We start from the raw sequence: 25282 nt of genomic DNA, 5'->3' as shown, positions 1-25282 counted from the left end.
CAGTGACTTGGTGGCCGGTTGTCGCGAGCGCCATCAAGGATTTGCTCTATCGCGAAGACCGCGAACCGAAGCCACTGGGTTCCGGCCTGCGCCGGAATGACGAATAGGAGAGGTCTTACAGCTGCCCTGATGTACCGGTAGCGCCGCGGCGCTAACGGTCAGGCGGCGGCAGGCAGGGGCAGGGCCGAGGTGGCGCTGCGCGCCTTTGCCCTGAAATAGAGCATCGACGCCAAGGTCACCAGCAGGCCCAGGCTCGACAGCACCATGACGGTCTGTGCGTAGAACGTGGCCCAGGAAAGCTGCAGGCCACTGAACTGCTTGAGCAGTACCACGGCGACGCTGCCCAGGTAGCCGCTGGCATCGGCGATATACATCACGAAACCCACATTGCCGGCGACCTTGAAGCTGGCCAGCATGCGTTCGAAGAACGTGGCGTTATAAGGCACATACGCCAGATACAGGCCGAAGCCGCTGCCGCCGACCCACAGCAGCGGGCTGATCAGGCGATGGCTGTGCAGCCAGGTGCTGAGAATGGCGATGGCAAAGCCGCTGAAGATCAGCACATGGTTGAGCATCAGCGCCTTGAAGTTGTCGCGCACCGCCATGGTCGCGGCGGTGATCAGCAGCACGGCGATGGCGATGGGAATTTCCGTCTTGCTGAAGATCGATGCGTCGCCGCCGTAGCCGAGATCGGCCCAGATTTCGGCGGCAAAGTTGTCACGGAAATCACGCGCCACTGTCAGCGCGATATACGCCACCACGATCATGGCCACGCCAGGCAGAAAGCGCGCCAGGAACGCGCGCCGCGCCGCGGCATCCATCGGCACGCGCACATGGCGTTCGGCGATATCGCGCGCATCCGGGGCCGGCAACCGTTCGAGCAACCACGTGGCGAGGCACAGCGGTGGTACGAACAGCATGCCGGTAGCAAACGGCATCCAGAACTCACTTACGCCATGCGACACCATCAACCACATGGCCACCGATTTGACGACGCCCGAGGCGACGATAAAGCTCGCGCACATGCAGGCTGCCATCAGCTCGGTCCCGCGGCGGCCTTCGAGATAGCCAAAGATCACGCCCCATACCATGCCTAGCGGAAGGCCATTCAAGAATAGAAAGGCGATATTCCATGGTGCAGGCGTCAAGGCGAAGCCGAGCAGGGCGAGCCATGCCACGCCGATGAGTTTGGCCAGCGCCAGCGCGCGGCTTTCGCGCTGCATCTGGGCGATCCAGGTAATCCCGCGAAACTTGCTAAGCATGTAGCCGAACACTTGTGCGATCACCAGCCAGACTTTGTAGTCGACACCGGCGAAGTGCATGCCGTCGAAGGAGGCGGCGGTGAACGGCTTGCGAAACGCATACATCGACGCGTAGGCAAGAAACGCCGCGGCGCCGGCCAGCAGGCTGGTGGCGAGTGGGTGGTGTCGCAGGCGGAACAGTGAGCCGGGCACGCGGGCAATCCGTCGAAAGGATGCCGGCAGGGTGGCGGGCGGAGGTTACAGTGCTGTGGCGCGGGCTAGGCGAGTGGCCGGTGTTGGTGGCCCCGGAAACAAGGCGAGGCGTCTGACCGCCCCGCCTTGCAGCGCCGTTTACTTCCGATCCGCCGCGGACGCGTCACGCGCCGAGCGGAACTCCGAATCGGAGCTCCAGTTCGGCCAGGCGTTCGAATTGGCCAGATCGCTACCCAGCGTGTAGAGAATCTGCAGATCGCGCGCCATGCCGGTGAACGACCAGCTTGCCTGCCATTCGTCCGAGGGCTGGTGATAGTGGTTGGTGGTGTATTCCTCCGCTGCCTTCTTGCCGGCCGCTACGCCGCCATCGACCCAGTCGTCACCCGATTCGAACGACAAGGCGGGCACGCCGCGCTTGGCGAACGAGAAGTGATCGGAGCGGAAGAAGCCGCCGGCCTCGGGGCGTGGATCGGGCGAGTAGGTCAGGTTCCAGCGCTTGGCGGTCGCGGTGAGCTGGTCCAGCAGATCCAGCTTGGCATTGCCGGAGATGGCGAAGTTGCGCGCCGGGCCGTTCGGACTGAGCGCGTCCATATTGATCACCGCCACGGTCTTGCCCAGCGGATAGAGCGGCTTGTTCGCGTAGTACTCCGAGCCGAGCAGGCCTTTTTCCTCGGCGGTGACATTGAGAAACACGATCGATCGTTCCGGCTTGGGCGCCTTGGCGAATGCACGCGCCAATTCGATCAGCGAAGCGGTGCCGGTGCCGTTGTCGACCGCGCCGTTGTAGATACGGTCGCCCTTGGCATCCGGCGCGCCGACGCCGAGATGATCCCAGTGCGCGCTGTAGATCACCGTTTGATCGGGATACTTGCTACCCTCGATGCGGCCGACGATGTTGTGCGAGGTGATCACTTTCGAATCGACCTTGAACGACGCGGAGAAGCTTTCGCCCTTCAACACCACCGGCTTGAATTCACGCGTTTGCGCCTGCTTTTTCAAGGCTTCGAAATCCAGGCCGGCATCCTTGAACATGGCGACAGCCTGATCGCGCTGGATCCACGATTCGATCTGCGGATGCACGCTCGACGGCTTGTCGCGCACGATGTCGAACATCGCATTGGTGTTGGAGTTCTTCACCGTGGCCCAGCCGTACGATGCCGGTGCGGTTTCGTGCACCACCATCACGCCGAGCGCGCCCAGACGGGCGGCTTCTTCGAACTTGTAGGTCCAGCGGCCATAGTAGGTCATGGCCTTGCCGCCGAAATCGCCCTGGCCGGTTTCGAAATCGGGGTCGTTGATCAACACCACGGCGATCTTGCCGTGCAGATCCACGCCCTTGAAGTCGTCCCACTTGCGTTCCGGCGCACTGACGCCGTAGCCGACGAAGACCAGCGGCGCATCCTTGATCGACACGCTCTTGCTGCCGTCCAGCGGTGCGCGCAAGGCAATCTGTTCGCCCTGCGTCAGGGCCTGTGTCTTGCCTGCCAGGTTGAAGCTGAGCGCCGGCGTGCCGACGATCTCGGTGCGCAGCAGCGGCACCGCCTGGGTCCATTCGCGCTTGCCGTTTTTCAGATCGCCGCCGGGCTGGATACCTTCGGCCTTGAACTGGGAGACGACGAAGTCGATGGTCTTGGTCTCACCGGCCGTATCCGGGCCGCGACCTTCGAACGCATCGGAGGAAAGCGTCTTGACGTCCGACGACAGACGCTGGGGATCGATGGTCGGTGCGTCGGCGGCGTACACGGCCGAGACGATGGAGAAGGCAAGCAGGGTTAAGGCGAGTCGTTGCACTGTCGGCTACCTCTTTGTGGTTACTGGCCGATAGTAAAGCTTTAGGCTCGCTTCGCATCGCCTCTTGTGTCCCCCTCACCCCAACCCTCTCCCCCGGCTTAGCCAGGGGAGAGGGGGGCACGGTGAGGCAAGTTTGAATGATGCGTGGCTCTTGGCTCCCTCTCCCCTGGCTTGCCGGGGGAGAGGGTTGGGGTGAGGGGGGCTCTCGCCCCAATCAATGCACCGACGCGATGAATTGATCCAGCACCTGTTGAAACTTCACCGGCTGATCGAGCATCACGAAATGCCGAGCCGGCGAGATCGACACGACCTTGGCATTGGGCGCATTGGCCAACAGACTCTTGTAGTAATCGGCCTTCTGCTGCTCGCTCATTTTCATCGGGCCCGTGCTGAAATCGGACTCTTTGTAAGGCGAGATTTCCAAGATCGGCACCGTGGCATTCTTCAGGCCAGGGCGCAGATCGCTGGAGAGATCCTCGGCCATGTATTGCGCGGTTGCCTGTATGTCGCTGCGTGCATTCAAGAACGCATAGTGCTCGGCCTGCTCCTGATCGATCATGCCGGTCTGCCGCATATAGGTCAGCTGTTCCGCCTTGAACTGCTCGGGCGTGAACGACGTCATATGTTTCTGCATCATGGTCGCCATGGCCTTGCGTTGTTCGTCGCTGACGCGATCCATGCCGGGGAACAGCGGCAGGCCGTCGACGGCGACGACACCGGCGATCAGCTCCGGATGTTCGCTGGCAAAGCGCAGCGCGAGCGTGGCGCCCAGGCTGTGACCGACCAGGATAGGTTTGCCGATATGCGCGCTCTGCAGCCAGTTGCCGAGCGACTGGTCGGCCAGGTCGAACAGGTTGCCGCCCTGTTTGGGCATCGGCATACCGTCGAAGCCGGCCAGGGTGAGCGCATAGACGACATGATTTTTTTCCATGTTGTCGATGGTGTTCTGCCAGACCCACGGGCCGCCTCCCAGCCCGGGAATCAGCACGATCGGGCTGCCATGATTGCCGTGGCGCTCGATCTTCAAACTTCCAGAGGTGATGGTTTGCGGCGAGCCGGCGGCAAAAGCGTTTGCGCCGACGAGGAAGGACGCGACAAGCAGGGCACTGCCGACTACATGGACAAGGCGGGCGAAGCTACGCATTTGGATCTCCGTGTGTGTCAAGGTCGCTTGACATGCGCAGGCTAGGCTTCCGTTTTCTGCCTGTCAAGTGTCCTTTACATGGTGGCGAGCGACTTTTCTCAACCCTGCGGTATCCCGGCCATGTTGGGCAAGTGGTGGGCGATGCCTTTGTGGCAGTCGATGCAGGTCTTTTCGCCGGTCCCCAACCAGAGCTTGTGGATCTGCGCCGCGCGGGGCGACTGCCGGGTGAGGTCCATCGATGCGTAGTTGTGGCAGTTTCGACATTCGAGCGAATCGTTGGCTTTCAATCGCGCCCATTCGTGTTCGGCGAGCACCAGCCGGTGATCGAGAAACTTTTCGCGCGTATCGACCGTGCCGAACACCTTCGCCCATACCTCCTTGGACGCCTGCATCTTGCGGGCGATCTTGTCGGTCCACTTATGCGGGACATGGCAGTCGGGGCAGGTGGCACGCACGCCCGAACGGTTACTGTAGTGAATCGTGGTCTTCAGTTCCTGGAAAACGTTGTCGCGCATTTCGTGGCAACCGGTGCAAAAGGCTTCGGTATTGGTGGCCTCGAGGCCGGTATTGAACGCACCCCAGAAAATCACCCCTGCGATAAATCCTCCAAGGGTGAGAAAACCCAGGCTGTAATGCACGCTGGGCCGGCGCAGCGTGTGCCAGAACGAAAGCGGCCATGCCTTGAGTCGCCGCCACATGTCAGTTGGCCTTTCCGTGGGACAACACGGTGTCGATGTCCTGGAAGCCGTTTTCGACCAGCGGCTTGGCGTCGGTCTGCACGACATGACATTGGTTGCAGAAATAACGTCGCGGCGAAATCGTCGCGAGGAACTGATCGTCGCGATCCATGTAATGCGTCACACTGATCGGTGGCGCCTGGAACTTGTCCGCGTTGGCGCGCGAATGGCAGAGCAGGCAGCGGTTGGAGTTCTTGTCGACCTGGTAATTGTCGATGCTGTGCGGAATGGTCGGCGGCTGCATCGGGTACGCGCGATTGCGCTTGATATCCGTGTTTTCCACTCGTGCCATGGCCGGTGGTGCGGCTTCCTGGTCGATCGGCACGCCGCGGCGAATAGCGTCGATCTGCTGGCTGGCCGGCCCGGGCACGATCGCTACCGCAGGCAACGGCGGTGCCTGCGCCGGTTCGGGTGCGGGCATGCCCGAGTGCAGTTCGGAGGTCCGACCGGCGATCAGTCCGACGACGAAGGCCGAAACCAGCACGATCAACAGGCCGCCAACGATCAAGGGTTTGTTGTTCATGGCTGTGCTCCTAGACGGCCAGGACCTTGACGGCACACTTCTTGTAGTCGGTCTGCTTGGAGATCGGATCGGTCGCGTCCAAGGTCACCTTGTTGATCAATTGGCCGGCATCGAACCAGGGCACGAAAACCACGCCACGCGGCATCCGGTTGCGCCCGCGCGTTTCGATACGCGAGAGCATTTCGCCGCGTCGCGACACCACGCGCACTTCGTCGCCGCGTTTGAGCCCACGTGCCACCGCGTCATCGGGATGCATGAACACCACGGCCGCGGGAACGGCGCGATAGAGCTCCGGTACTCGCATCGTCATCGAGCCGGAGTGCCAGTGTTCGAGCACGCGGCCGGTCGCCAGCCAAAGATCGTATTCGTCGTTGGGCGACTCGGCGGGTGGCTCATATGGCAAGGCCCATATCACCGCGCGTCCATCCGGATTGCCATAGAACTCGAAGCCGCTACCGGCCTTGACATAGGGGTCGGAGCCTTCGCGATAACGCCAGAGTGTTTCCTTGCCCTTGACCACCGGCCAGCGAATACCGCGTGCGCGATGGTAGGCATCGAAGTTGTCCAGGTCGTGTCCGTGTCCGCGACCGAACTCGGCGTATTCCTCGAACAGACCCTTCTGCGGATAAAAGCCGAACGCCGCGGCTTCGTCGTTGAGATAGCCCGCCTCGATGTCCGATACCGGGAAGCGATCCACCTTGCCGTTTTTGTACAGCACCTCGTAGAGCGTTTTCCCCTTGAATGCGGGATTGGCCGCAAGGATCGAAGCGGGCCAGCATTCGTCGGTCGTGAAGCGTTTGGAAAATTCCATCAGCTGCCACAAATCCGAACGCGCATCGTTGGGCGCCTTGACCAGCTGGTGCCAGAACTGCGTGCGCCGCTCGGCGTTGCCGTAGGCACCTTCCTTTTCCACCCACATGGCCGCCGGAAGAATCAGGTCGGCAGCCTGCGCGGTCACGGTCGGGTATACGTCGGAAACAACAATGAAGTTGCCCGGGCGTCGGTAGCCCGGATACGTCTCTTCGAGGAGATTCGCGCCGGCCTGCATATTGTTGTTGACCATGACCCAGTACGCGTTGAGCTTGCCATCGCGCAATGCCCGATTTTGTTCGACCGCGTGATAACCCGGTTTCTCGACGATGATGCCGTGGGGGATCTTCCAGATCTCTTCGGCATGCTTGCGGTGTTCGGGGTTGGTCACCACCATGTCGGCTGGCAAGCGGTGGCTGAAGGTACCCACTTCGCGCGCCGTGCCGCAGGCGGAAGGTTGTCCGGTCAGCGAGAACGGGCTGTTGCCGGGGGTGGAGATCTTGCCGGTCAGCAGATGCAGGTTGTAGACCATATTGTTGGCCCACACGCCGCGTGTATGTTGATTGAAACCCATGGTCCAGAACGACATGACCTTGATGTTCGGGTCCGCATACAACTCCGCGAGCTGTTCGAGCCAGCCGCGGTCCACGCCGGTCATCGCAATGGTTTTTTCCAGCGTATACGGCTCGACAAAGGCCGCGAACTGAGCAAAATCGATCGGACGCGAGTCACCCGGGTTCTTGGCGTGTTTGGCGTTGACTTCCAGCGGATTGTCCGGGCGCAGGCCGTAGCCGATATCGTCCACGCCCTGCTTGAATACGGTGTGTTTGTCGACGAAGTCCTTGTTGACGCGCCCGCTCTTGATGATGTGGTTAGCGATGTAGTTGAGAATCACCAGATCGGTCTGCGGCGTGAAGACGATCGGGATATCGGCCAGCTCGAAGCTGCGGTGCTCGTAGGTCGATAGCACCGCGACCTTGACCTTGGGATTGGAAAGGCGTCGATCGGTAACGCGCGTCCACAGGATCGGATGCATCTCGGCCATGTTCGAGCCCCACAGCACAAAGGCATCGGCCGCTTCGATATCGTCATAGCAACCCATCGGTTCGTCCATGCCGAAGGAGCGCATGAAGCCCATCACCGCCGACGCCATGCAATGGCGTGCATTCGGGTCGATGTGGTTGCTGCGAAAGCCTGCCTTCATCAGCTTGTTGGCGGCGTAGCCTTCCCACACGGTCCACTGGCCGGAGCCGAACATGCCGATAGCGTCAGCGCCTTTGTCTTTGAGAACGCGCTTGAATTGCGCGGCCATCACGTCGAACGCCTCGTCCCACGAAACCGCTTCGAACTCGCCGTCCTTGGCGTAGACGCCGTTGCGCTTGCGGAGCATCGGCTGGGTCAGGCGATCGGTGCCGTACATGATCTTGGACAGGAAATAACCCTTGACGCAGTTGATGCCACGATTGACCTCGGCATGCACGTCGCCATGCGTGGCGACTACGCGCCCGTCCTTGACCGCAACATTGACGCCGCAGCCGGTGCCGCAAAAGCGACAAGGCGCCTTGTCCCATTTGAGCTGGGTCTGGTCGCCTTCGAGCAGTACGTTGGTGGCGTTGGCCGGCAAGGTCATGCCGGCGGCACTCGCCGCGGTGGCAACGGCCGTATTGCGGATGAATTCCCGTCGCGTCATCGTCATACGTTGGCTCCTGCTGGGGACACCTTATGCAGCGGCTTTTCCAGTTCCGCGCGAGGCTCGGCGTGGTGATAGATCAGCGATACGCTCAGTACGCCGCTCAATTCCTGCATGGCGTCGATGTGGTCCATTAAGCCGCGCTGGTCGTCGGTCTCGCACAACACGACGCAGCGGCACGCCTCCTGCAGTGCGATCTCGAGCTCGGCGTGTCGATCGATCAAGGCCTGCAGTCGGGGCAGGGCATCGTGACGGTGCTGGATGAGCAGGCTGGAGATATGCAGTTCACGTGGCATCGCTTGACTCCTTCCAGGGCATGTTCTTCAGGGCGATCGCCTGCGTCGGGCACAGCCCGACACAGGCGCCGCAGCCGGTGCAGCGCGTGGCATCGATGATGGGGGTGGGCACGGCGCCGAGCGCGGGCTGAAATCGAATGGCGCGTTCGCCGCACCCATCCTGGCAACTGGCGCAGACCACGCCGCGTTGGGCAAGGCAGCTGTCACCGCTGATGTCGGCGATCCAATGCCACGGAGGGCGTACGGCCTGGCGATCGAGAGCCTGGGTAGAGCAGGCACTCGCACATTCGCCACAGAAGGTACATTCGCCGCGCAAGGGATCGAATACCGGGTAGCCGCCCGACCCCGGCGCAAGCACCTGCTCAGGGCAGCGGTCGATGCAGTCGTTGCATCGGCTGCACGCATCGAGAAATTCGGGCTCCGCCAACGCCCATGGCGGCCGGATCACCGTGCTCGGTTGTGCTTTTCCCCGCAGCAGTGCTCGACGCATGGGATCGGGAGCGCGAGCGGCCACAGTCAAACTCCCGGTGGCCCGCTAATGAACATCTGCCAGAACCAGACGATAAAACCGTAGGTCACCACGATGGCGATGGCCAGCATGGGAAAAAGCGCGATCGTCAGCAGCAGGAATGCCCTGCGTTCGGTGCGCTTGAGTTCGAGTGACGAATCCATCCATCCCCCAGATAACGCGGCTGCTGAACCTGGCTCGCCCCGAGGCTAGCATGCCCCCATGCTTGATTTTCGTGAGGTATCAGACAGTTGCGGTAACCTCGCCACGGCTGGTCCGACGTTGAATCGAGCCATGTCGAGGTTATCGCAAATAACTGTGATGGACAGGTCAATCGGTTCCGACCACACGTCCCGATTCGGCGTCGATCTGCAGCTTGACGTCCTTGCCGGCGTTGTTCTCGGCGCGGGCACGCCACATGCCATCGCGGTAATCGACGTCGTGTACGTGGGTATAGCCTTCGGAGGAAAGCGAGGCACGTACGTCGCGTTCGCTCAGGCGCGATACCTGGGCGTCCGGAAAGGCCTGGCCGGTCTTCGGGTCGATACGCACGGTGACCTTGGTGCCGTCACCGCTACGGGCATAGGCTTTCCACATGCCATCGCGGAATTTGAGGTCGTGCACCTTGGTGTAGCCCTGCTGTTCCAGCTGCACGCGTACCTGGCGCTCCGTCAACGCGTCCTGCGCTACGGCAACCCCGGCAACCCCCAGTGCCAGCGCAACGATCAAAGGAGCGATCTTTTTCATGGGATACCTCTCAAGCTTGCGTGGAGCTGAAAGTTTTCGCTGAAGGGGATCAACCTCGGGTGAAAAACAGCTGTCGGTTTGCTTAATCGTTCATCCTGCTATAACAACTTTCATTCGTTTGCTTATTCATTCGAAAGTAATCGAATGTAACGGCTTTGGACGAATTTGACGTTTCCAATAAAACGTCTAAGTACTGAATGGGCGTATAGCCGTCTATTTAGTTGCCGGTGGAATTTGTTCGGCCTATCGCTGCGATCAGTTTGTCCTATCAATAAGTCAGCGAAAACACCAACCGTATCGCAATATCAAAAAGTCGCGCGATTTTTGCGTGCGCCAATTCATTTCGTGCATTGCTACGTTCATATGCAACGCGGATGATCCGCGCACCCACTCCCTGGGCATTAGGGGCTCTCCATGAACTACCCTGTCGTAGTCGCAAATCGGCTGCGTGGCAGGCGATGGCGCCATTTGGGCGCCATCGTCAGTGCCGCGTTGGCTATGGCCAGTACCGTTCCCGCGTTCGCGGACGCGGTGACGCTGGCACCCTCGCAACGCACCGAGATCAATCTCGGCGCGCAACCTTGGAAGTTCCTTTCCGAGGACAACGGAAACAACGCAGTCGACGGCAACAACGCCTCGACGCCTCCGCCCGCGGCGGCAGTCAACTTCAACGATTCGGGCTGGCAGAGCGTTGGCCTGCCTTACTCGACCACCCAGTTCACCACCTTCATCAACGAGAAGTCCGGTGGCGGTGACGGCGAGCTGCACGGGACCATCGGCTGGTACCGCACCAAGCTGACCGACTCGGCGAACTACGTCGGCAAGAAAGTCACCGTCGAGTTCGAGGGTGCCCATATGGGTGCCCAGGTCTACGTCAACGGCACGTTCGTCCCGACCACCAGTGCGGTGGCCAAGGATGCGACGGCGACCCACGTGAACGGCTTCCTGCCGTTCATCGTCGACCTCACGCCATATCTGCATTTCGACGGCACCGACACGGTGGCGGTCAAGGTTGCCCGCAATGGCGACTTCTTCGAGGATCCGCAGATCTCCGGCTCGTTCCGCTTCGGCCAGTCCGATACCGGCATCTTCCGTCCGGTGCGTCTGCATGTGACCGACAAGGTCTACATCCCGGAGAACGTTTATTCCGGCCAGAAGTCGTGGGGCACCTATGTCGCTACCGTCGCCGCCAGCGATGACCAGGCGACGGTGCGCGTACAGACCAATGTCGCCAATGAGTCGGACGCCACCGTTACCGCCACGTTGACCACGCAGATCGTAGACGCCAGCGGCAAGGTCGTGGCGACCCAGCAAGATCAGAAGAGCCTGCCGGCGCATTCGATCCCCGGTACCGACGAGACGCCGGTGTTCGACCAGACGCTGACGGTGACCAAGCCGACGCTCTGGTATCCGAACAACAGCACCTGGGGCAAACCCTATCTCTACAAGGTGTTCCACACGGTCAGCATCAATGGCCAGGTGATCGACGCCAAGCAGAGCACGCTGGGTATCCGCGTCATTACCTGGGACAAGGATTTCCCGTATATCAATGGTCACAAGCACTACTTGTGGGGCGCGGCTGGTCGCTACGACTATCCGGGCCTCGCCTCGTCGGTGCCGGAAGAACAACAGTGGCGCGACCTCGCGCAGCTGGCTGCCGCGGGTGGCAACCTGTGGCGTCCGGGTCATTCGTCGGCCAGCCCCGAGTTTGTTGCGGCTGCCGACGCGTACGGCGTGTTCATTGTGCAGCCCTCGGGCGATGGCGAGAACGGTTTCGCCAACCCGTGTCCTGGCACGGACAATGTCCAGCAGTGCGTGGACAAGGAAACGCTGAAGAAGGAACTGCATCGCGACATGATCATTCGCGACCGCAGCCATCCGTCGATCCTCGCCTGGGAGGCCAACAATGGCACCATGCACGAGGATTTCGCCGCGGGGCTCAAGCAGATCTCGTTGCAGTGGGATTCGATCAACAGCCGCGCGCAGACCGATCGCACGCCGGACGTCAACAACGGCGACGTGATCTCCTGCGACGGTGCCGGTTGCGAAGTGAACCTGCATCAGCACGATGCGGCCAGCAAGCCGACCTACGGTGCGGAGTACTGGTCCAACTGGGGTGTGCAGCGTACGTCCTACGACTACGAACTGGCGTTCGCATTGCAGTACCTGACGCCCTGGATGCAGGGCCGCAAGGCGAACACCTTCGGCATGACGCAGTGGTACTTTGCCGATAGCCCGGGTGAGATCTTCGAATTCGTGGACGGCACCGATCAGACGCTGGTGCGTTCGATGGGCCAGTCGATGGTCGACATGAATCGCTTCCCGCGGTTGCTCTATTACATCTATCAGGCGAACTGGTCGAACTACCCGCAGATCAAGTCGATCAAGCTGGCCGGTACCTGGAACCGCCCGGCAGGCGCGACGCGCATCAACGCCTTCAGTAACTGCCCCTCGGTGCAGCTGCTGATCAATGGCACGCCGTTCCAAGGTCCAAAGACGCCCAATAGCTGGGATTCGGATACCACCGCCGATAGCGGCCTGGTCGGCACCGCGCAGGCGGGCACCGACCTGGAAGGCAATCCGACGCGGGCGCCGGTTCCGGCCGATGTGCAGCAGGCCCAGCAGACCACCAAGCTGCCAGGTCAGGTGTTCTGGGACACGACCTTCCAGCCCGGCAAGATCACCGCGCAGTGTCTTGATGACACGGGCGCTGTGCAGGCTTCCGATACGCTGAGCACGTCGGGCAAGGCCGATCACATCGTGCTGAAGGTGGTCGACGAACTGGTGCGCCCGGATGGCACCTCGTTCCAGTTGACTGCCAACGGCTCGGACGCGGCCTTTGTCGTCGTCGGTATCGCCGATGCGCAGAACAACCTGGTCATGACCGGCGACGGCTCCAACGTCAACGTCACCTTTGCGGTGGACGGCCCGGTCGAGTATCACGGCGGTTCCGAGCAGTTGGTGACGCCGGGCCAGGGCCTGAACTATCACGCCCCGGGCGATCATGAGCTGCAGACCGAGGGCGGCCTGACCAAGATCGCGATGCGTACCTTGTTCCAGACCGGTCCGGTGACCGTCACGGCAAGTGCGCCGGGTCTGGGTTCGACGCAGATCAGCTTCAATATCGACCCGGTTCCCAACCCGGTCGTGACGCTGGGCAAGCCGTCGATCATCGCGCAGCCGGTCGAGCAGGACGTCACCGCCGGCCAGCCGGCGCAGTTCAGCGTGGCCGCGTCGGGCGCACAGCCGATGAGCTTCCACTGGTTCAAGAACAACCAGCCGGTGGGCGGCAACACCGCGGTACTGACGACGGATGCGACCACCCAGGCCGACGATGGCGCGATCTACACGGTGGACGTGGTCAACGGGCTGGGCGACCAGCTGTCGTCGCAGGCGGTCTTGCACGTCTTCGCTCCGGCACCGGTGGTGATCCAGCAGGCGCCGCAGGCGGTCAACGTGGATGCGGGCCAGTCGGCTCACTTCGCGGTGGTGGCCACCGGCTCGCCGACGGTCAGCTATCAGTGGCTGAAAAACAATCAGGCGATTGCTGGTGCGCAGAGCCCGACGTTCGATACCGGGGTGCTCGCCACCACGGACAACGCCAGCTACTCGGTGACCGTCACCAACCCGGTCAATCAGATCACCACTACGCCGGTCACGTTGACCGTCAATGCGGCGCGTCCGCCGGTGGTGACGCAAGATCCGGCCAGTGTCGTCTCCAACCCGGGCCAGCCCGCTACCTTCAGCGTGGCTGTGAATGGTTCGGCGCCGTTCCATTACCAGTGGTCCAAGGATGGCGTGATTGTCGGTGACGACTCGTCGACGCTGACGATCGCCAAGGTCGCACCCAGCGACACCGGCAGCTACCAGGTCTCGGTGACCAACATCACCGGCCAGACCGCGGTCAGCAAGCCGGCGACGCTCAAGCTGGCACCTCCGGGCGCCAACCTTGCGCTCAACAAGAAGACCTTCGACTCCAGTGAAGAAAACACGGGTGTCGGCGGTACGCGCGGCGAGTATGCCAACGATGGCCAGGACGGTCAGAACGGCACGCCGATCACGCGTTGGGGTTCGGCGTTCAACAATGTGGCCGACCCGGATAACCAGTACCTCGATATCGACCTCGGTTCGGTGCGTACTTTCAATCGCGTGGTGCTGGAATGGGAAGCGGCCTACGGCTCGGCCTATAAGCTGCAGTACTCCAACGATCGCCAGACCTGGACGGATGCGTTCTGCGAAGGCGACGGTACCAACTGCGATTCTGTCGGCACGGGCGGTACCGAAGACAAGACCTTCCCGAGTGTGCAGGCTCGCTATGTGCGCATGCAGGGCATCAAGCGCGGTACGGCGTACGGCTATTCGTTGCTCGAGATGCAGGTGTACGACGGTGCCAATTGCGGTGCCGCGGGCACGACGAACGAGCGCTTCACGGTCAACGACACGGAAACGGCCACCGATAACCTGAGCCAGCTGATCTGGACACGCACGCCGCACATCCCGGCGGACGTCTCGGCACAGCTGACCCAGGACAAGGCGGCTCAGTACTGCGCCGGTATCGGTGCACGTCTGCCCAGCGTGGCCGAAGCCCAGGCGATCAGCGGCGCCAACGCCGTGACCTGTGCCTTCCCGTCGCAGTGGAATACGTGGACGTCGGAAACCGATCCGAACAACGCCAACAACGGTCTGGTGGTGTCGTCGGCGGGTATCGTCAATACCGAAGTGGCCACCAACTTCCCCGGTCAGGCGATGTGCGTCAGCGGTGCGCAGGTACTGCCGCCGGTAATCGTGAACTCGCCGGTGTCACAGACCGTGGGTGCGGGTCGCAGTGCGCATCTGACCGTGGCCGCTACCGGCACCGGTCCCCTCAGCTACGAGTGGTTCCGCAATGGCAAGTCGGTGTTCGTAACGGCCGACGCGTTCTACGACACGCCGGCCGGCGTGCTCGGTGCCAACGACAGCTACGTGGTCCAGGTGACAAGTGCCCAGGGCCTGACCGTGGCCAGTACCGCGGCTACCGTGGCGGTCGACAACTCCACCAACGGCAACGTGCCTGCGCCCGACACCAATAACAACAACGCCAGCAATCCGGGCGGTGACAATGGTGGCGGCAATAACGGTGGTGGCAATAACGGTGGCGGCAACACGGGCGGTGGTCAGAACAACGACAACACCCCGGGTGACGGCCACAACGGCGTGAACCTCGCGCTGGGCAAGACCGCCAGTGCAAGTGGCAGTGAGAGTGGCAACAACGGTGCGGACGCGGGCTATCTGGATTCCGCGCAGGCGTTCGATGGTGATATCACCAACACGCGCTGGTCTTCGGAGTTCGAGGACGAGACGTGGATTGCGGTGGATCTGGGTGCGGTGCATACCTTCGACCACGCGGTCCTTCGTTGGGAACGTGCGTTCTCGACCAACTACCAGCTGGAGACGTCGGTAGATGGTGTGACCTGGAACACCAAGACGCCGTTCTACTCGGAGAATCCGGGTTTGGGTGGCACCGAGCGCATCAGCTTCGCTCCGCAGACGGCGCGTTATGTACGTATGCATAGCTTCGCCCGCTCGTCGCAGTACGGTGTTTCGCTGTACGAGTTCGAGATCTACGCAACGGCCGGTCCGGTCGTTTCCACGCAACCGCAGACGCAGTCTGTCGTGGCCGGCCAGAGTGTGCAGTTCAGTGTGGGTGTGCAAGCGGCCGGTCCGTTGACCTATCAGTGGCGTCGCGGCGGTGCCGCCATCAATGGTGCCACGCAGGCCACGTATGGCTTTGTCACTGCGCAGGCCGATTCCGGCGCCTCGTTCGACGTGGTCATCACCGATGGCAACGGCAACACCGCTACGAGTCAGCCGGCTACGCTCACCGTGACGGCAGCCAGCAATACCGGGACCAACAACACCGGTGGCAGCAACGCCGGCAGCAACAACGGTAGTGGCAGCACAGGCGGCAGCAGCGGTAAGGGCACCGGCAGCACGGGTGGCCAGCAGCCGGCAGGCACCAACCTGGCACTCAACATGCCGGTGAAGGTGTCGGGTACCGAAAACGATGTCGCCTTCAAGGGCGCCAACGTTAACGATGGCGACACCGGTACGCGTTGGTCGTCGGCCTTCGCCGATCCGCAGTGGGTCGAGATCGATCTCGGCTCGGTGCAGTCGGTCAATCGCGTGGTGCTCAATTGGGAAAATGCACACGCCACGGCGTATCAGATCCAGGTCTCCACGGATGAGCAGAACTGGGCCGTTGCATCCGACCAGCCGAACGGGCAGGGCGGCATCGAAACCGTGACCTTCCCGTCCACCTCCGCCCGCTACGTGCGCATGTATGGCACCAAGCGCAATACGCAGTACGGCTACTCGTTGTGGGAAATGGAGATCTACGGTGACGGCAGCACGGCACCGACCCAGCCGGGTCAGCCGGGCGGCACCGATCCGGGCACCGGCACTGGTGGCAGCAGCGGTTCGGGCCAGACGCCGGACTACACGGTGTACCCGGGCTTCATCGGCACGACGCTGGTGAACAACACCCATGGTGCCTACACGGACGACCAGGTCTACGTGGAAGTCATCGCGCAGGATCCGGCCACGCACGTGTTCTCGTGGTTGAAGCCGGACGGCACGTTCACGCATATGTCCGCTGCCGACAACAACGCATCCGGCCATCTGACCAAGAACGGCCAGAACTATCCGAACTACGCCTTTACGTTGGCGCAAGCGAAGCTGATGAAGCTGCCCGAGATGGATTCCGGTCGCATCTTTATCTCGCTCGGCGAACCGCTGTACATGACGACGTTGACGGATGCCAATGGCAACGTCGGTTTCGCCGGCCCCAATCCGCTTAACGGGACCGATCCGAATATCGGCGTGCGTTACGACTGGTACGAGTTCACGTACAACGACGGTGGCGTGTGGATCAACACGACCCAGGTGGACGATTTCGGCCTGCCGCTCCTGCTCGACGTGTGGGGCGACAGCAAGAACTTCCATCAGCAGACGGGTCTGACCCAGACGCACGACGCATTGTTTGCGGCGTACAACACCGAAGTGCCGGCTGAGTTCCAGGTGTCGTTGCAGAACCAGCTGCGCATCATGGCGCCGGGCAAGTCCACGTTCGACGTGGGTCAAACCAACGCGCACTACTTCGATGCTTATGTGAATCAGATCTGGCAGATGTACAGCAACACCCCTCTGAACATCGAGGTAGGCGGTCGCCACTTCAGCGGCCAGGTCGTCAATGGCAGCCTGTCGTTCACCGAGCTGGATGATTCGGGTAACGTCGTGGCGGGTGGTCCGTACATCGTGCAGAAGCCGACCACCCAGGACATCCTGGAAGGCAAGGGCACGCTGGCTACGGGCAACAGTACGGAGCTGGCCATCGAGGCGCAGATCTGCGCGGCGTTCAACCGTCACGTCATGGAAGACAGCACGCTGTGGGCCGTGCCCTCGGCGTGGTACCTCGGCGCCCCGGCGAACTACTACGCCAAGTTCTGGCACACGCATGGCGTCAACGGCCTGGCCTATGGCTTTGCCTACGACGACGTGTCCAGCCAGAGCTCGACCATCCATACCGACAAGCCCGAACACATGGAACTGGGCATCGGTTGGTAATCGCCTGAACTAAAGCAGTAGAAATTAAGACCGGCCTTCCTTAGGGGAGGCCGGTTTTTTTGTGGCTGGAGGGAAGGGCGATAACCGCGCGCTTGGCATGTCTAGAGGTTGCGGTCGCGACTGAAGGGAACCTCTAAAAACCTTTCCTAATCGTCATTCCGGCGTAGGCCGGAACCCAGTGGCCTTTTGATCGGTCATCGCAACGGCCCCCGCAAAAGTCAGCTCTATCGCGAAAACTAAAAACCGATGCCACTGGGTCCCGGCCTACGCCGGGATGACGAGAACTAAAACTGAGGTTATTCGAGGTTCCCTGAGGTCGCTCCTACAAGCTAGCGGTGCATATCCAATTTTGTAGGAGCGACTTCAGTCGCGACCGCAACCTCACAAGTCAGCCGTACGGTCGGCTATGGCAAGGCCTGACCCGGTCAGGGTACTTCCGCGTGCCGCTGCAGCATCGCGACCAGCTCCTGTGGCGGCAACGTCGCCAGCGTCTGCTCCGCACGATCGAGATGTTCGCAAGCGGACTCGGCCGCATAGCGCATCAAATATGTCAGATGCGTCGTGTAATGCGAGCCGATGCCGTGGAGGCGAATCATGCCTGCCGCATCCATCAGGCACTCGAAATCGGCGTAGGCCTTGTCGAGTTCCGCGCTTAATGGCGTATGCGCAAACGCTAGTGCGTTGTGGGCCTTTTGTGCATGCGAAGCGATGAACTCTTCAAGCAGCTTGGTTGCTTGCCGTGCGGCGAAACCCATCATGTCCGCCGCTGCCAGTGAAATCTCGCTATCGGACATCGCACGATGGGTCAGCTCTGCAAAGCTGCGGGCGACTGCCAGCAGTTGCGCGATCGCATCGTTATGTGACTCGACGTGGTCCATTGCTCCGGCTCCCCTTGCCGCTGGCATGAAGCGGGCTATTCTCCACCTGTTTGATGCAATTTGCGCGTCCCAGCGGCCTCAACCGGAAAAAATCCTATCCGGCCCGGGCGACAGTAGCTTTGTCCCGTAAGTATTTGAGTTACCGGCAAAGCCGTGCGTCAAGATGACAACTCACGTTGCAGTGCAGCGTAGGTATATGAAGAAAATCACAAAATTTCGTGCACAACCCCTTTTCATCCGCTCACGGAACGCTATAGTCGCAGCGTCGACAGGGGGCTGTGACAATGACCATTCCTCAAATTCTTTCTGCTTTGCTTGACGTGACCCGCAGTCCTGCGGTCGCGGCACCGCGGCGCAAGCCGCAACAAGACACGCACGCACCGCTGGTCAGCTGGAACGGCAAGGCTCGTACCCGCCGTGAAGACGAGTTGGCGCGTTTCCGCCAGGAGTCGGTGGTTACAACCGAAAGCCTGGGCTGAGTCGGCTCGAGCCGCGTTGGTCCACCAACCGGGCGGCAGCTGCTTGAACGACAGGTGGTTGAGTGGAAATTCGAGCACCACGTGCCCGCCGCTCAGTGTCAACCGCAGCACGAAGCCAGCCGGGTAACCGGAATCAAGCGCGCTTGTCGAATCCTCTGGGGTTCGGAAAGCGCGATCGGCATGCGTGGCTCCGATAACGTCTACTGACTAAAACGTGGCTAAAGATATGCCATGGCCGTGCAGCGCTCAGGCTGAGGTCCAGCAGGAGTGTCATCTTGCGCGGGCGCAGTACTAGGGTGTGCCTGGAACAGTGCGCTAGCCCGATTCGGCTACCGATGCTCGCCGTTCCGCACGAAGACCTGTCCAGTAAATAGGCCGTTTGCTATGGATATCGATCCTTTCTTGGACGAGTTCGCGGAACAGCATGGGGCCACAACCTGGAAACAATTTGAAGATGTTGAACAATGGAAATCCGGTGTCCTTGATAAGCTCATGGATCCCAACACCAAGGTAATGTTCAATTTAGATGGGGTTGACCCTTGGGCAGGTATTCAGCGAGCCTCCGCAGGGAGGGGACAACGGATGGGGGTTGTTGCAGCTCTATAAAAATCCATATTTTCCAAATATTCAATATTGGAAAAACGGATCTCAGGTAACGGGGCCTTTTCAAAAATGAAGAAGTTTGAGTCGAGCAGAGATTTTCAGTTATGGTCCTATACGGTGAGTCATGGGATGCTTTTAATCCGAAGTCCAGGTGGCGCTGGCGAGGGTACGATCGACTTGGTATTTCATGGGTTAAAATATATTTCGGTGCCAAGGTATTTAATAGGTCTTTCCGTTGATGAAGGTGAGTGGAATGAGTCGCAATTCAATTTCATAAAGAGCTCTAAAATATCAGAAAAGGACCTTGTTTTTACCTTGAGTAGTGATGGTTCTTCTTACTATATTGTCGCCGCTGGAGTAAAGATGAATGAGCATGATCGGGATATATTCTGGGATCCATTTAAAGATATGTAGATGCTGGATTTAAGCGATTGTTCTGGAGTCCTGGGTTTTTTCGCCGAGGCTGCGGGTCGATCGGTTGGATAGCAGTGGGTCGACGGCGCCGCCTTCGAGGCATTGAAACAAAATAAGAGAGCTGGTTCATGCCCGCAATAGGGCATTGCAAAGGGTTGTAGCAATGAGCAATTTAGAACGGGAATACAAAGCAGTGATTTGGGCGGATGACCCGGCCGTACCGGGGAAGAGGGCTACGATGTTTGCTGAGAGTAGCAGCGCAGCACGGAGGGCACTTGAAGAGATATACGGAGAAGGCAACGTATTCAACGTTCATAACGAAGAAGACGCAGCAAAGCCCCGCTGCTCGTGATCGCGGGGTTCGTGCCACTGTCTACGGTTGTCGGCCTGTCGCATTTACGCAACTTGGTCCGCATGGGCTACATGCATGACTCGGCCTATCTGGGTGACTTATTGGCCACCCCGTCGAGTTGTTCTTTCATACTTAATATCGACATCATTCGGCGGAACCGCCCAGAACTGATGGCTGGCCAACGCGGTGCGAAAGCATTGTTGTCGCCGAACTGCTTTGAAAAGAACGGCGGCCCGAAGACCGCCGTCATGTCGCTGCCCGAGATCAGCACTTGCCGGGCATGATGATTTACGTCATGAGCTGTTTTGGGCTCAGTGGATGTAGCCCGATTCCTGCGGGTTAACTTCGACCTTGATCAGCTTGAGTGAGCCGGTGGCGTTCATGCCGCCGCCGGAGAAGGTCAGTACGCCTTCGCCCTTGTAATGATATTCGGTGCGGTAGTTGTCGCCGCCGAAATGAAAGGGGATGAATGCCTTGCCGGTCTGGAACATCTTCTGGTCGGTGGGCGGGCCGATCAGGTCCACAATTTCCTTCGAATACATGCCGGAATGGACTTTGGCGAACTTGCTGTCGGGGGCAGGGGTGCCGATAACCTGGACCTCGTCCGATGCGCCAGCGCCGGTGCTGAAGGACAACGGAGCATAGCCGGCCATCAGTGCCAGCGATGCGAGGAATACGACCGATTTGATTTTCATCATGGACAACTTCTCCCTTGAGTCTTGAGCGTCAATGCAGCGAACAAATGCGAAGGGAAAAGCAACAGCAGTTGCAAACAGCAAGTCTGCGAAACGACATGAAGGCTTCCCCTGTAAGGCATGTAGGTTGGCGACGCTTTGCGGCGCGCGCGTTCCCTCTTGGAATGCTAAGTTCTAAGGACAGAAAAGGCAAAATAAAGTGCGATCAACAGAGGCTTTGTAAGGTTTCCCTTACAAGCAAAATGAGGCGGGCGTCGCAGTTCGCTTCATGGGGAAAGTTTGGAAGGTCGTAGCGCGCCGTCAGAGCATCGAGGATCTTGCCCAGACGCGGCATGCGTAGCACTCTGCCTAGCGTATAATCACTGCGTTCTATTCTTCTGCAAAGGTATTCGTCCCATGCGCCATTGATGCCGCCGTCTTTTGACGGCCCGTCTTATCCACCTGTCGAAGGTGGCGTGAGCCTGGCATCCATGGAGTCCGTATGACGAATCCGTCCCTTGCGCTGGAAAGCGTGTCTTATGTTCTGCCCAGCGGCAGAGCGCTATTTTCCCAGCTCGATATGCATTTCGATGCGCAGCCTACCGGTCTGGTAGGGCGCAATGGCGTGGGCAAGAGCGTGCTAGCCGATATCCTGGCGGGGTGTGCTGTGCCGACGAACGGCCGCTGCGTGCGATCCGGCCGTGTGTATTACCTACCTCAAAGCGTCGCCCCGGATCCTGCCGCGACGGTGGCTCATCTGTTGGGCATCGCACCGGTGCTGCAAGCCTTGTCGCGTATCGAAGCGGGTGGCATGGAGCAACGCGATTTCGATCTGGCAGGCGATCACTGGGACATTCGTCAGCGCCTGCAGGCGGAGCTGGAGGCCAGTGCGCTTGGCCACTTGTCGATCGAACGGTCCGCAGCGAGTCTGAGCGGTGGAGAAGCCATGCGCGTCGCGCTTGCGGGAGCGTGGCTGAGCGACGCGGATTTTCTGATCCTCGACGAGCCCACCAATCACCTTGACGCGACAAGCCGACAAGCGCTGCTGGAACAGCTCCAGCGATGGAATCGTGGGCTGCTGGTGATCAGTCACGATCGCGACCTGTTGCGGACCATGCATCGCACGGTGGAACTCACGCCGCGTGGCCTGGCCAGTTATGGTGGTGGCTATGCGCTGTATGCGGAGCAGAAGGCGCGCGAGCGCGATGCTGCCATGCAAGAGCTGGAACTGCGCAAGCTGGAACGCAAGCGTGGTGAGCGCGCTTTGCACGAGCAGCGTGAACGGCTGGATCAACGTCGCGCACGCGGCGTGCGGTATGCGGAAACTGCCAACCACGACTCGCTGTTCCTTGGTCGACAAAAGCAGAACAGCGAGCAGTCGTTGGGAAAGCTTCAGCGCCAGCATGCGGAGCGGGGCGAGGCGCTGGATGAGCGAGTGCGTGAGGCTACGCAGCAGATCGAACAAGAGGTTCCCGTTATGTTGTTCGCGCCGCTTTCGCCCGCGGCGGCGCAACGCCGGGTGGCAACGCTCGACGGCGTGGCGCTGCCATTCGGTGCGGTCGATCGCGCGGCATTCGACACCGTTGTTCTGGGGCGGCAACGCATTGGCGTGGTCGGGCCCAATGGCTCGGGCAAGTCCAGCTTGTTGCGAGTGCTAGCCGGTCAGCTTCGACCCTTGGCGGGACGTGCCCAAACCCATGTGCCCACGGTCTATCTCGACCAGCAGCTGAGCATGCTCGATCCGGGCTTGTCCGTGCTCGCTCAATTACGAGCGGCGAACCCGGTGGCCAGCGAGCATGACTTGCGAAATCGGTTGGCGTTGCTGGGGCTGGACAGCGGGCGTATCGGACTGCCAAGCCATTTGCTCAGCGGCGGCGAGCGGCTCAAGGCCGCACTCGCCTGCGCTCTGTACAGCGAGCGGCCGGCCGAACTGCTCCTGCTCGATGAACCCAGCAATCACCTCGACTTGCCGTCGCTGCAGGCGCTGGAGTCCATGTTGAACAGTTATAGCAGCGCGTTGATGGTGGTCTCGCACGACCACAGCTTTCTGCAGGCGCTTGGCCTCGGCGAGCGCTTGCGGATCGAGCCTGGAGAGTGGCTGAGGGAGGTTTGGTAAGTTTGTGAAACCCGGGTCCGGACAGTGTAGAGCTGTCCGGACGATACGCGCAGCCATCCCTTAGAAATTCGCGTGCACGTTGACGAACGCGCTGCGCGGCTCGCCCACGTACGCTCCGGCGACGTTGGCGGCAATGAAATAGCGGCGGTCGTTGATATTGTGAATGTTGACGCTCACTCCCCAGGTCGGTGCCTCGTAGCCCACCAGCGCGTTGACGATCGCGTAGGAGGGGATCGAGTTGACGTTGGTCAGGTCGCTATAGCTCTTGCTCTGGTAGTTGACGCCCGCCCCAACACGAAAGCCCGAGATACCACCGATGCGGAAGCTATAGGTCGACCACAGGTTGGCCAGCATGTCGGGTGCCCCTTGCGGCCGATGTCCTACCGAAGTTATGCCCTGCGGGTTGTCGGTAATGAAGGCATCCTGGTGAGTCACGTTGGCGAGCAGGTGCCACTGATCGGTCACGGCCACATCGGCGGACGCCTCTTCGCCTCGCGTCTTCTGGCTGTCGAACACGACCGCTTCGATACCGTTGATGGTAGTTGCCGTGGCTACGTGGTTACGTTTGACGTCGAAGGCCGCCGTGTTCAGCACCACACGATCGTCGAACCAGGCGAACTTGATGCCGGCCTCGTATTGCAGGGCCGATTCCGGTGCGCCGACGCCGTTCTGTGTGTTTTCGGAATTGAAATTGGTCAGGTGACTGCTGGAGACGCCGACATAAGGCGACATCCACGAAAGTGCCTTGTATAAGGCGCCCAGGTTCCAACTGAACGGCGCGTCGTTGCGCGAATCCGTGACGCCGGCGAGTAGCGGCTTGGCGTCCGTGCCGAAGCGGCCAGGTACGGTGATGCGCGGTGTCAGCGCGGTGTTCCACACATCCTGACGTACGCCGGCGCGAATCTTCAGCGCATCGGTGACATCGATCTGATCGGTGGCGTAGACGCTGTAGTAGCGCGCGCCCAAGCGATCGTTATCGCAGGAATGCTTGGCATCGCACAGGAAGTGCACCTGGGAAAGCGAGGTTTCCGGCGGCACGGGTGCGAACGCGTCGGGGATATTGGGCAAGTCCGCGGTTTGACGTTCGGAGGAGAGTTTCTGTTGCTGGTATTCGAACCCGGTCAGCAAGGTGTGTTGAACCGAGCCCGTAGTAAACCTCCAGACAGGCTCGAACTGATAGTCGATGCTGCGATCCTTGTCGTCCTGGTCGCGCAGCTGACGGGTGACCACCTGACCGTTGGTGACCTTGGTGCTGGCGCTGTCGCCATTGACGATGGCGTCGAGCGTGCGATGCAGAAACGAGAAGCGATTGTTGATAGTAAGAAAGTCGCTTACTGTCCACTGATCGCTCAGCGTCGTACGGAAGAAATCCGAATGCGCCGTAGCAAAGGGTGAAGAGTACTTGGCGTTGTCGGACACATGGCGGATCGGCGAGCCGTTGAAATAGATCAGGCCATACGAGTCCGGTGTCTCATGAATATCGCGCAGGTCGAACGCCAGATCGGTGACATGGTTGCCCCATTGCCAGCGGAACGCCGGGCGCACTTCGCGGTCGCGCGCAACGAGATCGCGAAAGCCGTCGGTGTGCGATACCGTGGCATCGATACGGTAGTCCAGGCCGTTCACGCCGGTCGGACCGGTGACATAAGCGCTGCCTGTGGTCGTGCCGAAGGAGCCGACCTGCAAGCTGCCACCGTAGTGCAGGGTGGACGATGGCGTGTAATGCACGATGTTGATCGTGCCGCCGGGTGGGCCACTACCGAACAAGGCTGATCCTGGGCCTTCCAGTATCTCTATCCGCTCGACGCCATTGAGCGAGTGCGACAGCCCGCTCAGCTGATCGCCATCGGAAAAGCCGTCGCTATAGACCTGCGCATTCAAGCCGCGAATCAGAAAGTGATCGTAGTAGCCCTTTGAATCCTGCCCGCCGGCGTTGATGCCGCTGGCGTTGTACACCGCATCGCGGAGCATGTTTGCGCCTTGCTCGGACAGAAGGGCGCGCGGAATCACCTGCACGCTGGCGGGCAGGTCTTCCAGCTTGGTATCTGTCTTGCCGAGCGAGGCTTTCTGCTTCGGTCCGTTGGCACGATCACTCTGGCTGTAGCCCGTTGGCGCAACACCCTGCACAACAATCGGCGACAGATTGGTCGCGTCCTGGGCGTTGACGAGCTGGCTGACCCAGGGAGTGCTCATGAGGAAAAGCGCAGCGGCCCCCATCGGCCATTTTCCCCTGATGCGTTGGATGGGGGCGAAGGAATTTGCGTGCGTCTTTATGCGCTGATGCGGCATGGGTTTTTCCTGAAATTGAGCAGGTGAATGCGCAAGTTAGTGCGAATGAGAATGACTTTCGTTTAATTTTAACCGGCGTGAGTGCCACTCGGGGGCGCTTTGGTTCAATTCATGGGGTGGATGACTGAGGGGCGCCTCGAAAGGCGGCCTGTTTTTTGTAGGAGCGACTTCAGTC

19 protein-coding genes are annotated in these 25282 nt (G+C 60.6%); 6 read left to right on the top strand and 13 right to left on the bottom strand.

Annotation, left to right across the window (positions count from 1 at the left end; translation table 11 throughout):
* Positions 1 to 158: 158 nt before the first annotated feature.
* From QMG46_RS22205 to QMG46_RS22160, 10 genes are all read right to left on the bottom strand, one after another.
* A complete protein-coding gene (locus QMG46_RS22205; protein WP_281850079.1) occupies positions 159 to 1454 on the bottom strand; it encodes a DUF5690 family protein in 1296 nt (431 codons plus the stop codon).
* A 138-nt stretch (positions 1455 to 1592) separates the two neighbouring features.
* Entirely contained in the window at positions 1593 to 3245 is a 1653-nt protein-coding gene (locus QMG46_RS22200; protein WP_281850078.1) for a M28 family metallopeptidase, read from the bottom strand.
* Positions 3246 to 3459: 214 nt separating this feature from the next.
* On the bottom strand, positions 3460 to 4389 hold the full coding sequence (locus QMG46_RS22195; RefSeq protein ID WP_281850077.1) for an alpha/beta fold hydrolase: 930 nt from the start codon (positions 4387 to 4389) through the stop codon (positions 3460 to 3462).
* Positions 4390 to 4487: 98 nt separating this feature from the next.
* Positions 4488 to 5087, bottom strand: coding sequence for a cytochrome c3 family protein (locus tag QMG46_RS22190; protein ID WP_281850076.1), 600 nt, complete (start codon positions 5085 to 5087; stop codon positions 4488 to 4490).
* A 1-nt stretch (position 5088) separates the two neighbouring features.
* Positions 5089 to 5649, bottom strand: coding sequence for a nitrate reductase cytochrome c-type subunit (locus QMG46_RS22185; RefSeq protein WP_281850075.1), 561 nt, complete (start codon positions 5647 to 5649; stop codon positions 5089 to 5091).
* 10 nt (positions 5650 to 5659) lie between these two features.
* The gene (napA, locus tag QMG46_RS22180; protein ID WP_281850074.1) at positions 5660 to 8155 is read right to left on the bottom strand and encodes a periplasmic nitrate reductase subunit alpha; all 2496 of its coding nucleotides are present in this window, start codon (positions 8153 to 8155) and stop codon (positions 5660 to 5662) included.
* A complete protein-coding gene (locus QMG46_RS22175) occupies positions 8152 to 8445 on the bottom strand; it encodes a chaperone NapD (RefSeq protein WP_281850073.1) in 294 nt (97 codons plus the stop codon). The genes napA and QMG46_RS22175 overlap by 4 nt, the downstream gene beginning before the upstream one ends.
* On the bottom strand, positions 8435 to 8959 hold the full coding sequence (gene napF / locus QMG46_RS22170) for a ferredoxin-type protein NapF (RefSeq protein ID WP_281850072.1): 525 nt from the start codon (positions 8957 to 8959) through the stop codon (positions 8435 to 8437). The genes QMG46_RS22175 and napF overlap by 11 nt, the downstream gene beginning before the upstream one ends.
* Before the next feature lie 2 nt (positions 8960 to 8961).
* The gene (locus QMG46_RS22165) at positions 8962 to 9117 is read right to left on the bottom strand and encodes a periplasmic nitrate reductase, NapE protein (protein ID WP_281850070.1); all 156 of its coding nucleotides are present in this window, start codon (positions 9115 to 9117) and stop codon (positions 8962 to 8964) included.
* 166 nt (positions 9118 to 9283) lie between these two features.
* Positions 9284 to 9700 (bottom strand): PepSY domain-containing protein, encoded by a 417-nt coding sequence (locus QMG46_RS22160; protein WP_281850069.1) that lies wholly within the window; start codon positions 9698 to 9700, stop codon positions 9284 to 9286.
* Positions 9701 to 10114: 414 nt separating this feature from the next.
* Here QMG46_RS22160 and QMG46_RS22155 point away from each other — a divergent pair, with 414 nt between their 5' ends.
* Complete coding sequence (locus tag QMG46_RS22155) at positions 10115 to 17302, top strand: beta-1,3-glucanase family protein (protein WP_281850068.1); 7188 nt, start codon at positions 10115 to 10117, stop codon at positions 17300 to 17302.
* 425 nt (positions 17303 to 17727) lie between these two features.
* Here the strand turns inward: QMG46_RS22155 and QMG46_RS22150 are convergent, their stop codons facing one another.
* Positions 17728 to 18180 (bottom strand): hypothetical protein, encoded by a 453-nt coding sequence (locus QMG46_RS22150; protein WP_281850067.1) that lies wholly within the window; start codon positions 18178 to 18180, stop codon positions 17728 to 17730.
* Positions 18181 to 18464: 284 nt separating this feature from the next.
* Here QMG46_RS22150 and QMG46_RS22145 point away from each other — a divergent pair, with 284 nt between their 5' ends.
* From QMG46_RS22145 to QMG46_RS22130, 4 genes are all read left to right on the top strand, one after another.
* Positions 18465 to 18659: a hypothetical protein gene (locus QMG46_RS22145; protein ID WP_281850066.1), complete on the top strand. Its 195-nt coding sequence runs from the start codon at positions 18465 to 18467 to the stop codon at positions 18657 to 18659.
* A gap of 384 nt (positions 18660 to 19043) precedes the next feature.
* The gene (locus QMG46_RS22140; RefSeq protein WP_281850065.1) at positions 19044 to 19265 is read left to right on the top strand and encodes a hypothetical protein; all 222 of its coding nucleotides are present in this window, start codon (positions 19044 to 19046) and stop codon (positions 19263 to 19265) included.
* 66 nt (positions 19266 to 19331) lie between these two features.
* Positions 19332 to 19676 (top strand): hypothetical protein, encoded by a 345-nt coding sequence (locus QMG46_RS22135; RefSeq protein ID WP_281850064.1) that lies wholly within the window; start codon positions 19332 to 19334, stop codon positions 19674 to 19676.
* Between the two features lie 423 nt (positions 19677 to 20099).
* A complete protein-coding gene (locus QMG46_RS22130; RefSeq protein ID WP_281850063.1) occupies positions 20100 to 20312 on the top strand; it encodes a hypothetical protein in 213 nt (70 codons plus the stop codon).
* 27 nt (positions 20313 to 20339) lie between these two features.
* Here QMG46_RS22130 and QMG46_RS22125 read toward each other — a convergent pair whose 3' ends face one another.
* On the bottom strand, positions 20340 to 20726 hold the full coding sequence (locus tag QMG46_RS22125) for a hypothetical protein (protein ID WP_281850062.1): 387 nt from the start codon (positions 20724 to 20726) through the stop codon (positions 20340 to 20342).
* A gap of 478 nt (positions 20727 to 21204) precedes the next feature.
* Here QMG46_RS22125 and QMG46_RS22120 point away from each other — a divergent pair, with 478 nt between their 5' ends.
* Complete coding sequence (locus QMG46_RS22120; RefSeq protein WP_281850060.1) at positions 21205 to 22818, top strand: ABC-F family ATP-binding cassette domain-containing protein; 1614 nt, start codon at positions 21205 to 21207, stop codon at positions 22816 to 22818.
* 60 nt (positions 22819 to 22878) lie between these two features.
* Here QMG46_RS22120 and QMG46_RS22115 read toward each other — a convergent pair whose 3' ends face one another.
* Entirely contained in the window at positions 22879 to 25011 is a 2133-nt protein-coding gene (locus QMG46_RS22115) for a TonB-dependent receptor (RefSeq protein WP_281850059.1), read from the bottom strand.
* Positions 25012 to 25282: the final 271 nt, after the last annotated feature.

Source organism: Dyella sp. GSA-30 (assembly GCF_027924605.1).
Classification (GTDB): Bacteria; Pseudomonadota; Gammaproteobacteria; order Xanthomonadales; family Rhodanobacteraceae; genus GSA-30.
The sequence above is the reverse complement of the archived record's forward strand: the minus strand, read 5'-3'. Positions and strand labels throughout refer to the sequence as shown.

Excerpts from the sequence above, each read along its gene's own strand:
- QMG46_RS22145 (WP_281850066.1), top strand. The coding sequence starts at position 18,465 with ATGACCATTCCTCAAATTCTTTCTGCTTTGCTTGACGTGACCCGCAGT.
- QMG46_RS22185 (WP_281850075.1), bottom strand. The coding sequence starts at position 5,649 with ATGAACAACAAACCCTTGATCGTTGGCGGCCTGTTGATCGTGCTGGTT.
- QMG46_RS22140 (WP_281850065.1), top strand. The coding sequence starts at position 19,044 with ATGGATATCGATCCTTTCTTGGACGAGTTCGCGGAACAGCATGGGGCC.
- QMG46_RS22160 (WP_281850069.1), bottom strand. The coding sequence starts at position 9,700 with ATGAAAAAGATCGCTCCTTTGATCGTTGCGCTGGCACTGGGGGTTGCC.
- QMG46_RS22155 (WP_281850068.1), top strand. The coding sequence starts at position 10,115 with ATGAACTACCCTGTCGTAGTCGCAAATCGGCTGCGTGGCAGGCGATGG.
- QMG46_RS22150 (WP_281850067.1), bottom strand. The coding sequence starts at position 18,180 with ATGGACCACGTCGAGTCACATAACGATGCGATCGCGCAACTGCTGGCA.
- QMG46_RS22175 (WP_281850073.1), bottom strand. The coding sequence starts at position 8,445 with ATGCCACGTGAACTGCATATCTCCAGCCTGCTCATCCAGCACCGTCAC.
- QMG46_RS22195 (WP_281850077.1), bottom strand. The coding sequence starts at position 4,389 with ATGCGTAGCTTCGCCCGCCTTGTCCATGTAGTCGGCAGTGCCCTGCTT.
- QMG46_RS22130 (WP_281850063.1), top strand. The coding sequence starts at position 20,100 with ATGCATGACTCGGCCTATCTGGGTGACTTATTGGCCACCCCGTCGAGT.
- QMG46_RS22115 (WP_281850059.1), bottom strand. The coding sequence starts at position 25,011 with ATGAGCACTCCCTGGGTCAGCCAGCTCGTCAACGCCCAGGACGCGACC.
- QMG46_RS22190 (WP_281850076.1), bottom strand. The coding sequence starts at position 5,087 with ATGTGGCGGCGACTCAAGGCATGGCCGCTTTCGTTCTGGCACACGCTG.
- QMG46_RS22120 (WP_281850060.1), top strand. The coding sequence starts at position 21,205 with ATGACGAATCCGTCCCTTGCGCTGGAAAGCGTGTCTTATGTTCTGCCC.
- QMG46_RS22165 (WP_281850070.1), bottom strand. The coding sequence starts at position 9,117 with ATGGATTCGTCACTCGAACTCAAGCGCACCGAACGCAGGGCATTCCTG.
- napA (WP_281850074.1), bottom strand. The coding sequence starts at position 8,155 with ATGACGATGACGCGACGGGAATTCATCCGCAATACGGCCGTTGCCACC.
- QMG46_RS22135 (WP_281850064.1), top strand. The coding sequence starts at position 19,332 with ATGAAGAAGTTTGAGTCGAGCAGAGATTTTCAGTTATGGTCCTATACG.
- QMG46_RS22125 (WP_281850062.1), bottom strand. The coding sequence starts at position 20,726 with ATGATGAAAATCAAATCGGTCGTATTCCTCGCATCGCTGGCACTGATG.